This is a genomic window from Marinobacterium ramblicola (assembly GCF_019084545.1).
Taxonomy (GTDB): domain Bacteria; phylum Pseudomonadota; class Gammaproteobacteria; order Pseudomonadales; family Balneatricaceae; genus Marinobacterium_D; species Marinobacterium_D ramblicola.
This window is the reverse complement of the sequence record NZ_JAHREP010000003.1, coordinates 69,014-82,539: the sequence shown is the minus strand read 5'-3', so window position 1 is coordinate 82,539 and position 13,526 is coordinate 69,014. Positions and strand designations below refer to the sequence as shown.

General features: G+C 61.9%; 15 protein-coding genes. 7 read left to right on the top strand and 8 right to left on the bottom strand.

All coding sequences use genetic code 11. The features are described from left to right. Positions 1-80: 80 nt before the first annotated feature. The 3 genes from yddG (at position 81) to KQ940_RS02795 (ending at position 2,675) form a co-directional block, all read left to right on the top strand. Positions 81-989, top strand: a complete 909-nt coding sequence (gene yddG, locus KQ940_RS02805; protein ID WP_217411491.1) for an aromatic amino acid exporter YddG — start codon at positions 81-83, stop codon at positions 987-989. A 44-nt stretch (positions 990-1,033) separates the two neighbouring features. After that, positions 1,034-1,963: a LysR family transcriptional regulator gene (locus tag KQ940_RS02800; RefSeq protein ID WP_217411489.1), complete on the top strand. Its 930-nt coding sequence runs from the start codon at positions 1,034-1,036 to the stop codon at positions 1,961-1,963. 112 nt (positions 1,964-2,075) lie between these two features. Beyond that, positions 2,076-2,675, top strand: a complete 600-nt coding sequence (locus KQ940_RS02795; RefSeq protein ID WP_217411487.1) for a LysE family translocator — start codon at positions 2,076-2,078, stop codon at positions 2,673-2,675. A 15-nt stretch (positions 2,676-2,690) separates the two neighbouring features. On the opposite strand, the gene KQ940_RS02790 is transcribed toward KQ940_RS02795, so the two are convergent. Further along, positions 2,691-3,605: a LysR family transcriptional regulator ArgP gene (locus KQ940_RS02790; RefSeq protein ID WP_246589676.1), complete on the bottom strand. Its 915-nt coding sequence runs from the start codon at positions 3,603-3,605 to the stop codon at positions 2,691-2,693. Positions 3,606-3,743: 138 nt separating this feature from the next. Between KQ940_RS02790 and KQ940_RS02785 the strand changes: the two genes are divergently transcribed. Further along, on the top strand, positions 3,744-4,370 hold the full coding sequence (locus KQ940_RS02785) for a LysE/ArgO family amino acid transporter (protein ID WP_217411483.1): 627 nt from the start codon (positions 3,744-3,746) through the stop codon (positions 4,368-4,370). A 7-nt stretch (positions 4,371-4,377) separates the two neighbouring features. Here KQ940_RS02785 and KQ940_RS02780 read toward each other — a convergent pair whose 3' ends face one another. Beyond that, a complete protein-coding gene (locus tag KQ940_RS02780; protein WP_217411481.1) occupies positions 4,378-5,112 on the bottom strand; it encodes a DUF3108 domain-containing protein in 735 nt (244 codons plus the stop codon). Positions 5,113-5,257: 145 nt separating this feature from the next. Between KQ940_RS02780 and KQ940_RS02775 the strand changes: the two genes are divergently transcribed. Then, the gene (locus tag KQ940_RS02775; RefSeq protein ID WP_217411478.1) at positions 5,258-6,193 is read left to right on the top strand and encodes a p-hydroxyphenylacetate 3-hydroxylase reductase component; all 936 of its coding nucleotides are present in this window, start codon (positions 5,258-5,260) and stop codon (positions 6,191-6,193) included. 99 nt (positions 6,194-6,292) lie between these two features. Here the strand turns inward: KQ940_RS02775 and KQ940_RS22920 are convergent, their stop codons facing one another. Then, the gene (locus KQ940_RS22920; protein WP_217411476.1) at positions 6,293-6,745 is read right to left on the bottom strand and encodes a cold-shock protein; all 453 of its coding nucleotides are present in this window, start codon (positions 6,743-6,745) and stop codon (positions 6,293-6,295) included. Positions 6,746-7,066: 321 nt separating this feature from the next. Between KQ940_RS22920 and KQ940_RS02765 the strand changes: the two genes are divergently transcribed. Together KQ940_RS02765 and KQ940_RS02760 are read left to right on the top strand one after the other, a co-directional pair. Further along, positions 7,067-7,264, top strand: a complete 198-nt coding sequence (locus KQ940_RS02765; protein WP_217411474.1) for a SlyX family protein — start codon at positions 7,067-7,069, stop codon at positions 7,262-7,264. A gap of 11 nt (positions 7,265-7,275) precedes the next feature. After that, a complete protein-coding gene (locus KQ940_RS02760; protein ID WP_217411472.1) occupies positions 7,276-9,042 on the top strand; it encodes a 1-acyl-sn-glycerol-3-phosphate acyltransferase in 1,767 nt (588 codons plus the stop codon). 41 nt (positions 9,043-9,083) lie between these two features. Here KQ940_RS02760 and KQ940_RS02755 read toward each other — a convergent pair whose 3' ends face one another. The 5 genes from KQ940_RS02755 to mpl form a co-directional block, all read right to left on the bottom strand. After that, entirely contained in the window at positions 9,084-9,899 is an 816-nt protein-coding gene (locus KQ940_RS02755) for a class I SAM-dependent methyltransferase (RefSeq protein ID WP_425515614.1), read from the bottom strand. Next, positions 9,889-10,698, bottom strand: a complete 810-nt coding sequence (locus KQ940_RS02750) for an undecaprenyl-diphosphate phosphatase (protein WP_217411470.1) — start codon at positions 10,696-10,698, stop codon at positions 9,889-9,891. Before KQ940_RS02750 ends, KQ940_RS02755 begins: the two co-directional genes overlap by 11 nt. Next, entirely contained in the window at positions 10,695-11,384 is a 690-nt protein-coding gene (tsaB, locus tag KQ940_RS02745; RefSeq protein WP_217411468.1) for a tRNA (adenosine(37)-N6)-threonylcarbamoyltransferase complex dimerization subunit type 1 TsaB, read from the bottom strand. Before tsaB ends, KQ940_RS02750 begins: the two co-directional genes overlap by 4 nt. An 81-nt stretch (positions 11,385-11,465) precedes the next feature. Continuing rightward, entirely contained in the window at positions 11,466-12,089 is a 624-nt protein-coding gene (locus KQ940_RS02740) for a flavin prenyltransferase UbiX (protein WP_217411466.1), read from the bottom strand. Continuing rightward, positions 12,086-13,450, bottom strand: coding sequence for a UDP-N-acetylmuramate:L-alanyl-gamma-D-glutamyl-meso-diaminopimelate ligase (mpl, locus tag KQ940_RS02735; RefSeq protein ID WP_217411464.1), 1,365 nt, complete (start codon positions 13,448-13,450; stop codon positions 12,086-12,088). The genes KQ940_RS02740 and mpl overlap by 4 nt, the downstream gene beginning before the upstream one ends. Positions 13,451-13,526 lie beyond the last annotated feature (76 nt).

The window sequence follows — 13,526 nt, the reverse complement described above, 5'->3', positions numbered from 1 at the left end:
CTCCGCCAATTCGGCAAAGACGCAACCGGGTTGCAGGGCTAAGATGCAGCCATTGGTAACCTGATCACCGAGACCCCGTCATGAATATCCGAACCGCCACCCTGATCGGCAGCATCTCGATCCTGCTCTGGGGCACCCTGGCCCTGATGACCCGCTGGACCGACGCCCGGATCCCGCCGTTTCAGCTGCTGGCGATGACCTTCTCCCTGGCCTGGTTGCTTATGCAGAGCCGCTGGTGGCTGCGTGGCGAGAGCGGGCTGCGTTTCCTGCGCCAGCCGCTGCCGGTCTGGCTGCTCGGCATCGGCGGGCTGTTCGGCTACCACCTGTTCTACTTCATCGCCCTGGCCAAGGCACCGGCCGCGGAAGCGGGCCTGATCGCCTATCTCTGGCCGCTGCTGATCGTCCTGCTGTCGGCCCTGCTGCCCGGAGAGCGGTTGCGCGGCGGCCATATTATCGGCGCTCTGCTGGCCGCCAGCGGCAGTGCGCTGCTGCTGATCAAGGGCGACGCCAGCTTCAATGAACAGCACCTGGCCGGCTATCTTGCGGCCGGGGCCTGTGCACTGATCTGGTCCTGCTACTCGGTGCTCAGCCGCCGCCACGCCGATGTGCCCACCGATACCGTGGGCTGGTACTGCGCCGGCACCGCCCTGCTCGGCCTGCTCTGCCACCTGTTGTTCGAGCAGACGGTCTGGCCTGAGCGGCCGCTGCAGTGGGTCGGTATTGTCGGGCTGGGGCTGGGGCCGGTGGGCATCGCCTTCCTGACCTGGGATATCGGGGTGAAGAAGGGCAACATCCAGCTGCTCGGCACCCTCGCCTATGCAGCGCCGCTGATCTCTACCCTGCTGCTGATCCTGGCCGGCGAAGCCCAACCCTCACCGCGTCTGTTGTTGGCCTGCCTGCTGATCGTCGGCGGTTCTATGGTGGCCGGTATCCGGCTCAGACGCTGGCGCCAGCGCACCGCGGAGATGGCAGAGGGACAGCAGGGCTGAGCAGGTTATACTGCCGAAAAAGCAATCGGGCACCTGACCGACCAATGGATCTATCACGCATCAACCTGAATCTGCTCAGTGTATTGCAGCAGCTGCTGGTGCTGCGCAATGTCAGCGCCGCGGCGCGCGCGCTCAATCTGACCCAGCCGGCGATCAGCCGCAGCCTGTCCCAGCTGCGCGAGCAGTTCGACGACCCGTTACTGGTCCGCGTCGGCAACCAGATGCAGCTAACCCCCAGAGCAGAGGAGCTGCAGCGCCAGCTCCCGCCAGTGCTGCAGCAGCTGGAGGCGTTTTTCACCCCGGGGCATTTCAATGCCGAGCAGTTCAGCGGCCGCTTCAATATCGCCATCACCGACTATATCGCCGAACATATCCTGCCGGCGCTGATCGGCCAGTTGAGTGCCGAGATCGGCGGCCTGCGGCTGCACTTTCACCTCTGGGAACCGGGGATGCTGGCCGATCTGCGCGAGGGGCGACTGGATCTGGCGGCCTGTGTGCTGGATGAGGTTCCCGGCGATATCCACGGCCGCGAGGCGGGCCGCGACAGCTATGTCTGCCTGATGCGTCGCGAGCATCCGCTGTGCCACCAGACTCTCGACCTCCAGGCCTATATCGAGGCTGGCCATATCAGCATCAGCGGCGGCGGCGACAAGAATCGCGCGGTCGATGATGCGCTGAGCCGCCGGGGCCTTCACCGCTCGATCCGCGTCAGCGTGCCCTTTATCCAGGCCGCGCTGGCATTCACCGCGCAGAGCGATCTGCTGTTGACGCTGCCCGCGCACATGGCGCACGCGCTGGCAGCGAGCTTCGATCTCACCGTCCATCCGCTGCCGTTTGCGGTCGAGGAGGTGCGATACTACCTGCTCTGGCACCGTCGCCAGCAGCACGACCCGGCCCACCGCTTCATCCGCGAGCGGTTCAACGAGGTGCTGACAAGCTCGCCGTTTTCACGTTTACCACAGCAAAAGTCATAACTTTTACTGATAACCCGTATGAAAACTGGCGATTGGCCAGCACTGCAGCACCTTCTTAGACTCGTCGACATCATCTGAAGCTATTTCGAAAAGTCGACAACGAGGCAACCAAATGCTGGAGTGGCTGCTGTTCCTGATCATTACCCTGGGCGGGGCGATGCTACCCGGCGCCAACCTCGCGATCGTATTGCGCAACACCCTGCACGGCTGCCGTCGCGACGGCGCTCTGACCGTACTGGGCCTGGCCTGCGCACTGTTCATACACGGCACTCTGTCGCTGCTGGGGATCACCGCCCTGATCCAGCAACACCCGGCCCTGTTCGAGGTTACGCGCTGGTTCGGTGCCGGTTACCTGCTGCTGCTCGGCTTGCACCAACTGCTCAAACGCAACCACAAGGAAAGCGCCTCGACTCGCAACAGCTCGATCTCATCGCCGTTTCTGAGCGGCCTGCTGATCAGCCTGTTCAACCCCAAGGTGTTGATCTACTTCGTCGCCATCTTCGCCCAGGTGCTGGGCCCCGGGCAGCCGCTGGCGATGCAGCTGCTCTATGTCGTCACGCCCGCCCTGGCGGAGGTGACCTGGTTCACGCTGCTGCTGACACTGCTCAGCCGCCCCGCTATCCAGCAGCGACTGCAGCAGGTGCGCAGCTGTGTGGAACGCTGCATCGGCGGCGCGATGATCGCCCTGGGGATCAAACTCGGTCTGGGATGAGCCCGGCAACCGGCCTTATCCAGGGTGCGTCAGACGAGGATGGACATCGAAGGGGTCCAACTGGCGCGCCGCCTCGGCCACCAACTCGTCGGTCAGTCGACGTACCAAGTTTGAACTGAGATTCCATACGTGCCAGTACAAGGGTACCGCCAGGTAGCGCCCCGGCGTCATCTCCTGCACCGCGCCACTGGCGATCAGGGGGGCGCCCTGCTGCTCCGGTACCATGCCGCAGGCCAGCCCACGCACGATCATGTCACAGAACGCCGTCGACGAGGGGATACGATGGCGCGGGTATTCGTGCGGACCGATACCGAAAAACTGCTGTAGGTAGCGGTTCTGCAACTGATCCTTGTGGCTGAACTCGGCCACCGGGGCGCGGCGGAACGCCTCTGCCGTCACGCCATGAGGAAAATAGCGCTCAAGGTAGGCTGCACTGGCCAGGCAGCGGTAGGGGATCACCCCCAGCGGCACACACAGGCACCCCGGCATCGCCTTGGGGCTGGAGCTGATACAGCCGATCACCTCACCATCCTTGAGCAGCTGCTGGGTGGCATCCTGATCCTCCACCTTCAGATCCATCAGCAGCTGCTCATGCTGCACCAGGTGCGACAGCGCATCGGGAAACCAGGTCTCCAGGCTGTCGGCGTTGACGCCGATCGACACCCGTGTAAAACCGCGCGCATCCCGCTGCGACAGTCCGGCCCTTAGCTCCTGCTCGAGCAGGCTGATCTGCCGAAAATGTTTGAGCACTTGCTGCCCCGCCTCGGTGGCATGGATCGGCAGGGTACGCACCACCAGGGTCTGACCCAGGCGCTCCTCCAACTGCTTGACCCGCTGCGACACCGCCGACTGGGTCACATGCAGCCGCTGCGCGGCGCGTTCAAAACTGCCCTCTTCGATCACGGCACTCAGTGCCGCCAGCTGCCGCATATCGAGCAAAATTAATTTCTCTAATCAGATATTAAAAACATTAGTTTTACTTACGACAGCAGGAACTGCAACATCGCCTCCATCGTTCATCCGGCCCGCAGATCGACGCGGGTCACAGCGTTGTATAGGAGTTTCCATATGTTGCCGATACTGTCACTTGAATGGCTGGCCTGGAGCAAGGGGCTGGCAACCTCCGCCGGGCTGATCATGGCGATCGGTGCGCAAAACGCCTTTCTGCTGACCCAGAGCCTCAGGCGCCAGTTTCACTGGCCGATTGCCCTGCTCTGCATCCTGTTCGATGGTCTGCTGATCGGTCTGGGGGTGGCCGGACTGGGGGTATTGATCAGCCAGTCGGAGCTGCTGCTGACCTGCGCCCGCTGGGGCGGGGGCCTGTTTCTGCTCTGGTTCGGTTTCGGCGCCGCCCGTCGTGCGTTCGGAAGCAATAGCCTGGAAGCCGGTGGCGCTCAGGTCGCCACGCTGCGCAAGGCGCTGATCACCACCGCAGCAGTGACCCTGCTCAACCCCCACGCCTATATCGATACGGTGGTGTTGATCGGCAGTATCGGAGGCCAGTACGAGCCCGACTTGCGTGTCTGGTTCGCCGTCGGCGCGATCAGCTTCTCGGCGATCTGGTTTACCGGTCTGTGCGCCGGCGCCCGCTGGCTGGAACCCCTGTTTCGCAAGCCGATGGCCTGGCGCGTACTGGATGGCCTGATCTGCGCGATGATGTGGACCATCGCGATCGGTCTGCTGAGCGCTGGTTAAACCAGCCTCACTTATCGGCCGGCTTTTTCACCAGCACCAGCTCGGCCTTGTCGTCATCCTCCTCCTGGTGCACCAGTTTGACGATCAGATAGCCGAGTTCCGGCGCCAGCCAGACCTGATTGAACTTGTCGCCAGGCTCGCCCCGCTCCAGGCGCACGGCAGTGAATTCCCCCGCCGGCGTCTGTACCCGCTCCTCACCGATACGGCGATAGCGATACTCACTGACCCGGTTACGCCGCGCTACGGCATAGGCGTACTCGTCACGAGGCGCCGAACAGGCCAGGTCGATACGCAGCTGCAACTGGTGGCTGAGCAGATCGAACAGCGCCGCCTCATGCGCGATATTGCCGACACCCTTGGGCGAGATGGCACGGTAACCCTGCCCTGGCGTGAACTCGAGCTTGAGATCGTGCTTGTTGCTCATCCCCTTGCGCTGATAGTCGTAGCTCAGGCTTTCGATCCGACCGGTATCGAGACGAAAGCGGCTGCTCTCCTCTATCCCCATAAACAGCAGACTTGAGCGGTTCACGGCCTGCCAGCCGCCATCGTCGAGACGTTCGATACGGCGTGTACTGTCGAGCGACAGCCCCTTCCAGCCGACACGATAAGCCAGATCCGCACCCGCATTTTGCTCCAACACCGCACGCGCGCACGCCTGTTCTACCGGCGCGGCCTCCACGCCGGCGGTAGAGATGAGCAGCGCCAGTAATGCGCCGCTATAGACTTTTCCAACCCTTCTCAAAACCTTATCTCCATGGTTCCTCCGATCTGTGTTTCCCGACGGCTGATGCTATTGTTCAATAAACAGGGTGAACTGTCGAAGAGAAACAGCCAACAACACCACAGGTGCACCTACACAATCTCAGCCCCTGAACAGGAGTGAGCAGATGAGTGAAGTAACGCTGGATCCCCATGCCTTCCGTCGCGCACTGGGTAACTTCGCCACCGGAATCACGGTGGTCACTGCACAGAACGCCAAGGGTGAACGCATAGGCTTGACCGTCAACAGCTTCAACTCCGTATCCCTCAATCCGCCACTGATTCTGTGGAGTCTGGACAAACGCTCGGCAGACAGCATGGAGTTGATTCGCAACGCCGGGCACTTCGCGATCAACGTGCTGGCGGCGGATCAACTAGATCTTTCCAACCAGTTCGCCCGTCCTCAAAAGGACAAGTTTAACGGTATCGAGTTCAGCGAGGGGATGGGCAGGGCGCCTCTACTCAAGGAGTGTGCCGCCAACTTCCAGTGCAAACTACACCAGACGATCGACGCGGGGGACCACTGGATACTGCTTGGACGGGTGCTTGCGTTCGACGATTTCGGTCGCGCCCCGCTGCTCTACCATCAGGGCGCGTATTCATTGGTGATGCCCCATCCGAGAGTGGCGCAACGACCGGAAAGCACCCCGGAGGATGAGGCCCTGCAGGGACGGCTGGCCAACAACCTGCTCTATCTGATGCTACAGGCGGTCAATGCCTATCAAAGCGCCTACCTGCCCAAACAGCAGTCGCTGGGACTGAGTGTCAGCGAAGCGCGCCTGCTGATTCTGCTCAGCTCACGCCCCGGCGCCGATACCAACGCCCTGGCACTCGACTCGGCCTTGCCCGGCTCCGAGATCCGCGAAGCACTGGATAATCTAAAGAGTTCGGGCCTTGTCTGTGACGCCGGCCCAGGCTTCTGCCTGACCGAACAGGGGCGAAAACGGGCCAGGGAGTACTGGGCGCTATCGGAGCAGGAGCAGAGTCAGGTATTTGCCGATTACAGCAGCGACCAGATTGAACAGTTCAAGGAGATTCTGAACCGGATTATCCGCAACGCCTGACCGCTCACCCGGCTGCAAAGCGATATGCTCCGCCCTGACACCGGTAGTCAAACGTAAAACGGGAGCCTGAGCTCCCGTTTTCATCTGCTGCCGACCCGCTTAGCTGCGCAGGATGGAGACATCCTCGGCCTGCAGACCCTTATCGCTCTGATGCACGTTGAAACGCACACGCTGCCCCTCGGTCAGGGAACGGTGACCGCGACCGCGGATATTACGGAAGTGAACGAAGACATCGTCGCCGTTGGAACGCGTAATGAAGCCAAACCCCTTGGACACGTTGAACCACTTGACCGTACCCTCCTCACGATCATCGTTTTCCAACTCCTCTTCGTCATCCTCCACGGAAGAACGGGAGGAGGCACGCCGAGGGGCCGAGGCCGACTGGCCCAAGGCAGCGATCAGAGTTGCCGCCAACACGATAACGAAGGTCACACCGAGCACTACCGCACTAAGCTGTATCTCTGCGCCGGCTACCTGAGACAGTACCGATGGAATAGCTACTGCGGCGATGGCACTGAGCACAATACTTTTAAATACCTGAATACCACTCATCTATTCAATTTCTCTTCTTCTGTAATGTTGAAAAGTTGTAAAGTTGCAAAATGAAATGACCACACTTTCACCGGTGCGGTTAACCGACGAGATATAACGCATTAGCCATATTTTTTCAACAACTTATACTGAATAAGTCGACCTACTGGCCGTTCCTGTTGATCGCGGGCAGCGATAGTCGGCGGAGGGTGTTCAGTGCCGCGAAGCGAGTCTATGCTTGCTTAAGCATACAAACGGTTAGAGCCTTCAGCGTAGTACAAGGTTAGAAGCCTTGAGCGTATAAACAGTTACAGCAATAAACATTCACCACAGGAGATTCCCATGTCGGTTGAAGAGCAAGTGACGGAGCTAGAATCCCGCGTGGCGTTTCAGGAAGACGCGATCGACAAACTGAGCGAGGTGGTCGCCCGTCAGGAGCGGGATATCGAGCGCCTCACCCGGATGGTGCAGATACTGAACAGCGAGATCAAAGAGACCGGTATCGAACCCGACGATCAGGCGCCGCCCCCCCATTACTGAGCCGGGAGCCGATGGCCCGCGTGTACTTCGACAAACTGAAGCGATTGCTGGACGGCAGCGTGCTGGAAAGTTCGGCACGCCGCCGCCTGATACACCTGCTGCTGGCGGACGAGCAGGTTCAGCAGCAGATCCACCGACAGGCCGAACAGAGTGATACACCGCTGCTCAGCGTCGAGAGCGAGGCGCTGAAGCAGCTCAATACGCTCTGTGCCGACTATTCACCCTCAGTGGTTGAGCGTCTTTACCCCCTGTTCAGCCTGTTACTGCACCATCTGTATCCCCGTATCGAACTGCGCGGGCTGAGCGCCCTGCACAGCCTCAGCCGCACCCACCAGCTGGTATACCTGCCCAACCATCGCAGCCATATCGATTATCTGCTGATCTCCTGGGCGCTCTATCGGGAGCGGTTGGCACTGCCCCAGGTTGCCGCCGGTGACAACCTCAACCTGCCGCTGATTGGCCCCGTTCTAAGACGCGGCGGTGCTGTTTTCATGCGCCGCCGCTTCCTCGACGACCCGCTCTACACCCAGCTTTTCCGCCGCTATCTCGGCCATCTACTGCAGGGCGAGATACCGTTCGAATTTTTCATCGAAGGCGGCCGCAGCCGTACCGGTCGGCTATTGCCCGCCCGTTGCGGTCTGCTCGGGATGACTCTCGATACTTGGCAAGCGCAGTGCACCAAACCGCTGGCACTGATTCCTGTCTCGATCAACTACGATCTCTGCCTCGAAAACAGCCAGTACCTGCGTGAACTGGGCGGCCAACCCAAGAAGCCGGAAAGCCTGGCCGGAGCCATCGGCGCCCTGAGCAACCTGCTGCGTCGCGGCGGCGGTGCCTACCTCAGCGTCGGCGAGCCCCTGTTGCTCGAACCCGGAGACAAGCCTGCACCGGCAGAGCAGATCGGCAGGCGCCTGCTGCAGCGAAGCAACGCCGCCAGCATTGCCACACCGATGGCCAGGCTGGCCTGCCTGCTGCCGGGCAGGGTTGAGGCGGCGCTACCGAGAGCGGATCTGGTTCGTCAGCTATCCCGACTAAGCGAGCTGCTCAAGGCGCTGGGGGTCGCGCTGCCACAACCGGATCCGCCGGCCGAGGAGATCGTCGCCGACGCGATCCGACGCCGCCAGATCAGCGCCACAGGGCAGCAACTGATCCTGACCGGCCAGCAGGCGGCTGGACTCTGTTTCTATCGCAACAGCCTGTCACACGCGCTGATCCTGCCCGGGATCATGCTACTGCTGGTTGCACACCTGGACTCCCCGAGCAAATCCACCGTCACCCGTCTGCTGCGTGCCCTGCTGCCCTACCTGAACGCCGAACTGCATATTCCGGAGCACTACCTGCAGAACAGCGCTGCGACCTCCCTGCGCAGTCGACTGGTTGAGCTGGGCCTGCTGGCCGACGCGAGCACTCACCTGCGGATAACGGGGCATCCGCTGGCACTGACCTTGATCCGCCTGGCCGAGCCGGTACTGTTGCGGCAATACCTGTTGATAACCGTGCTCCAGCAGCAACCGCGCATCGAGGAGTCGCAACTGCTCGAGCTGGTCAGTCAACTGGCTGGCCATATCCACCTCTGGTACGGCTACCAGGCACCGGATTATGCGGACAAACGCCAGCTCGGCCCGCTGCTCAAGCAGCTGGATCGTGATGGGTTATTGAAACGGGAACAGGGTGTGGTGCAGGTTTCTCGGGATCTGACACCGCTCATTCGCACCGGACAGAAGCTGCTGCCCGCGGTACTGCTGCAGGAAGCGGAGCGCTGGTTACAGCGGCACTAGCCGCTGTCGATTGAGATGCGTCGATACTGAAAGCGTCAAATTCAAGTGTCGTCCAGACGCCGCAAGGCATAGATATCATAGCGGCCAGACTTGCCCTCGAGACTATAGGAGGGTTGCGGCCCTTCAATGGCGGGCGCCTTGCGTGGACGCTTCACGACAACACGGTTGCGCGCGACCTCGAGTGCCACCGCGAGCAGTTCGGCCTGATCGTCGTCGGCACCGACCAGATCGCGAAACGCCAGCATCTCCTTTTTGACCAGAGCCGACTTATCGCTGTGCGGAAACATCGGATCGAGATGAATCACCTGGGGACGCTGGTCGTCGCTCAGAGAGCGCAACCACTCGTTGGCATCGCCGGCGAACAGATGCATGCGCGCGATGATATCGGCTACTTCGCTATGGGCGGCACGCGCCAGACCATCGGCGAGCAGAGCATGCACCACGGGTGAGCGCTCCACCAGTGACACCTCGCACCCCAGGGTCGCCAACACAAAGGCATCACGACCCAGGCCCGCGGTCACATCGGCAATACCGGGCCTTAACGAGCCCTTGATGCCACAGGCTTTGGCGATCATCTGCCCCTTGCCTCCGCCATACTGGCGACGATGGGCCACCGCGCCGCTGACGAAGTCAGCCAACACAGGCCCGGGGCGTTTACGCCCTGTCTGCTGCAACACCAGCGCCTCGGGGGTACAAAGCAGGTACTGTTCGATCGCGCTGAATTCGAGATCCGGCACGTCCACGAACGGCAGTTCAAGCGACCGGGCAAGCTGACGCGCAGTGTCGATCAGCTCCGGTACCGTAGCGGCGACGGCCAGCGCCGTGACGGCCCCTCCAGCTGAATGCTCAGCTGACAAACCAGACCCCAAGCAGGGCAAACCCCAGTAGCAGACGGTAGAGCACAAATGGGATCATGCCGACCCGGTCGAGCCATTTCAGAAACAGGTAGATACAGGCCAGCGCACTGACTGCCGCCAGTATCGCGCCGATCCCCACCATCACCCACTGGGTATCGCTGCCGCTGCGGACCAACTCCAGTGATTTCAGGCTGCCGGCGGCAACGATCACCGGAATCGACAGCAGGAAGGAGAAGCGCGCAGCGCTTTGCCGATCGAAGCCCAGCATCAGCGAAGCGGTGATGGTGATCCCCGAACGCGAGGTACCGGGAATCAGCGCCAGCGCCTGAGCCAGGCCGATGGTCAGCGCATCGCGCACTCCCAGCGACTCGTTGCGCCGTACGCGGGTGCCCTTGATATCGGCCCAGCCCAACAGAACGCCGAAGATCAGCGTGGTCGCGGCGATCACCAGGATAGAGCGTCCGTAATGCTCCACCAGCGTACTGCACAAACCGCCAAACACCAGAGCCGGCAGCGTCGCCAGAATCACCAGCCAACCCAGTCGACCATCCTCGCTTTGACGCCCACCGATCACAGCCAGCGATGCCAGGAACATTCGACTCACTTCAGTACGGAAATAGATGACGACGGCCACCAGAGTACCGACATGTACGCCGACATCGAACGCCAACCCCTGATCGGGCCAGCCCAGCAGCCGAGAGGGCAGAATCAGATGGGCGGAGCTGGAGATCGGCAGGAACTCGGTCAGCCCCTGAATCAGGGCGAGCAGAACGACATGGATCCAGTCGCTTAAGGTCACTGCTGATCCCTCTTTTTCCACGCACCTTCACGCAGATAGACCGGCAATGCCAGTTCCGGGGCGACACCACCGCCCGCCGCCAGTTGCGCCTCAGCCAGCACCAGCATGGCGCGGGCGTCCGGGCAGATCGACTCGTCGATATCAACAACCTGGGCGATCAGTCCGGCCGGCATCTGCTCCCTGTAGCGCCAGCCACTGCCGACTGCCAGCCAGCGGTTCTCCTGACCCGGTGCCTCGGCATCGGCGGGTGAACGGACCGACTCGTCGATCAACGCCCGGGGAAGGGCTTCACTGATATCGAACGCGCCCCAGTAAACCTCGTCCATGCGCGCATCCAGCGCCGTCAGCACCCGCGCATGTCCGGTCTTCGATTCATGGGCGCTGACCGCCATCGCCTCAAGTGTCGAGATCGGCAGCAGCGGCAGGTCGGCGCCCAGCGCCAGCCCCTGCGCCGCGCCGGTGGCGATGCGGATACCGGCGAAGGAGCCGGGACCGCGACCAAAGGCGATCGCATCGAGCGAGTTCAACGCAACACCGGCCTGCGCCAGCAGACGCTCCACCATCGGCAGCAACAGATGGGTGTGGCGACGCGGTTCGATCACGAACTCATGCTGTATCTCGCCAGCGAGACTCAGAGCAACCGAGCAGGCGTCGGTCGAGGTATCCAGGGCCAGGATTCGGGACATCGATAATTCCGTCATGTACTTTCATATAAAAAGCAAGCGGGCGCCATTGTATAGGCAGCTTCTTATGGTTTCATTAAAGGATCACAGCAGCGCATCGCCCCAACGCGGCAGCAGGGTCTGCTCAAAGCCCAGCTGCGACAGGATGCGCGCGACGATGAAATCGACCATATCCTCCACGCTTTGTGGACGCTGGTAGAAGCCGGGGCTGGCCGGAATCACCACCGCGCCCATGCGGGTTAGCTTGAGCATGTGCTCCAGATGGATCTCGGAGTACGGCGCTTCGCGCGGCACCAGGATCAGCTGACGCCGCTCCTTCAGCACCACATCCGCCGCCCGCTCGATCAGGTTATTGCTGGCACCGCAGGCGACAGCAGAGAGGGTGCCGGTACTGCAGGGACAGATCACCATCGAACCGGGCGCGCCGGAACCGGACGCCACCGGCGCCAGCCACTGTTCACGACCGAACACCTTCAGTTGCCCCGGCGCCGCGCCAAACAGCTTGGCCAGGTATTCCTCCTGCGCCTCGGGCTGCCCCGGAAGCTTGAGGTCGGTTTCGGTGGCGATCACCACCTGCGCCGCACGCGACACCATCAACAACACCTGGGTATCGGCCTGGAGCAGGCACTGGATCAGGCGCAAACCGTACTGCACCCCGGATGCGCCGGTGATGGCGACGGTGACGCGGCGTGCAAACTTCTTGCTCATACCGCCTCCCGCTGCTGCAGTCGCGCCAGCAGTTTCTGGTGGATGCCGCCGAAACCTCCGTTGCTCATGATCACGATATGGCTGCCGCTGACCGCATCCCGCGCCAATCGCTCGATCAACGTCTCCAGATCACTCTCCAGACTGGCCGGATTGGCGCTTTGCGCGACCACCTGATCCAGCGACCACTCCAGTCCCGGCGGCTGATACCAGTACACCCGATCCGCCACGGCGGCCGATGCGGCCAGTGCATCGCGATGGGAACCCAGGCGCATGGTGTTGGAGCGCGGTTCGATTACCGCCAGCAATGGGGCATCACCGATACGGTTGCGGATGCCGGCCAGGGTGGTTTCGATCGCCGTGGGATGGTGGGCGAAATCGTCATAGACCCGCACGCCGTCGACCTCTCCGATCAACTCCATCCGTCGCTTCACGCCGCCAAAGCAACTCAGCGCTTCGGCCGCATGCGCAGGGGTGACCCCCACATGCCGCGCAGCCAACAGCGCATGCAGACCGTTGCGCACGTTGTGTTCGCCGGTCAGCGACCAGTTCACCCGGGCAGCCTCCTCGCCGTTATGCAGCACGGCGAAGCGGCTGCCATCGGCCTCAAGCAACCGCGCCTGCCAATCCGCCCTCTCACCGGTACTGACATATTCGCTCCAGCAGCCCATCGCCCGCACCTGATTCAGCGCTTCAGACTCGCTCGGCGCGATAACCCGCCCCATGCCCGGCACGATGCGCAGCAGATGGTGGAACTGACGCTGGATTGCGGCCAGATCGGGGAAGATATCGGCGTGGTCGTATTCCAGATTGTTCAGGATCAGCGTGCGCGGCGAGTAGTGTACGAACTTGGAGCGCTTGTCGAAAAACGCGGTGTCGTACTCATCCGCCTCGATGACGAAGAAGGGGGTATCGCCCAGGCGTGCCGAGCGATCGAAATTCTGCGGCACACCGCCGATCAGAAATCCGGGCGCCATACCCGCATGCTCCAGCACCCAGGCCAGCATGGTCGCGGTCGTGGTCTTGCCATGAGTACCGGCCACCGCCAGCACCCAGCGCTCTTTCAACACATGGTCATGCAGCCACTGCGGACCGGAGGTGTAGTTCAGCCCCCGCTCCAACATCGCCTCGACACAGGGATTTCCGCGGCTCATGGCGTTGCCGACGATGACGCAGTCCGGTGCCGGCTCCAGCTGTGTTGGATCGTAACCCTCGATCAGTGCGATACCGGCCTGCTCCAGCTGGGTACTCATCGGCGGGTAGACATTGGCATCGGAGCCGGTCACCCGATGCCCCAGCTCGCGCGCCAGGATCGCCAGCGAGCCCATAAAGGTGCCGCAGATACCGAGTATATGTATGTGCACTTGAATTCCTCTTGAATCAGCTGCCGCCATGATAACTTTTTTTCAGCTCGGGCGGTTACTTCAGCGCCCTCGCGCC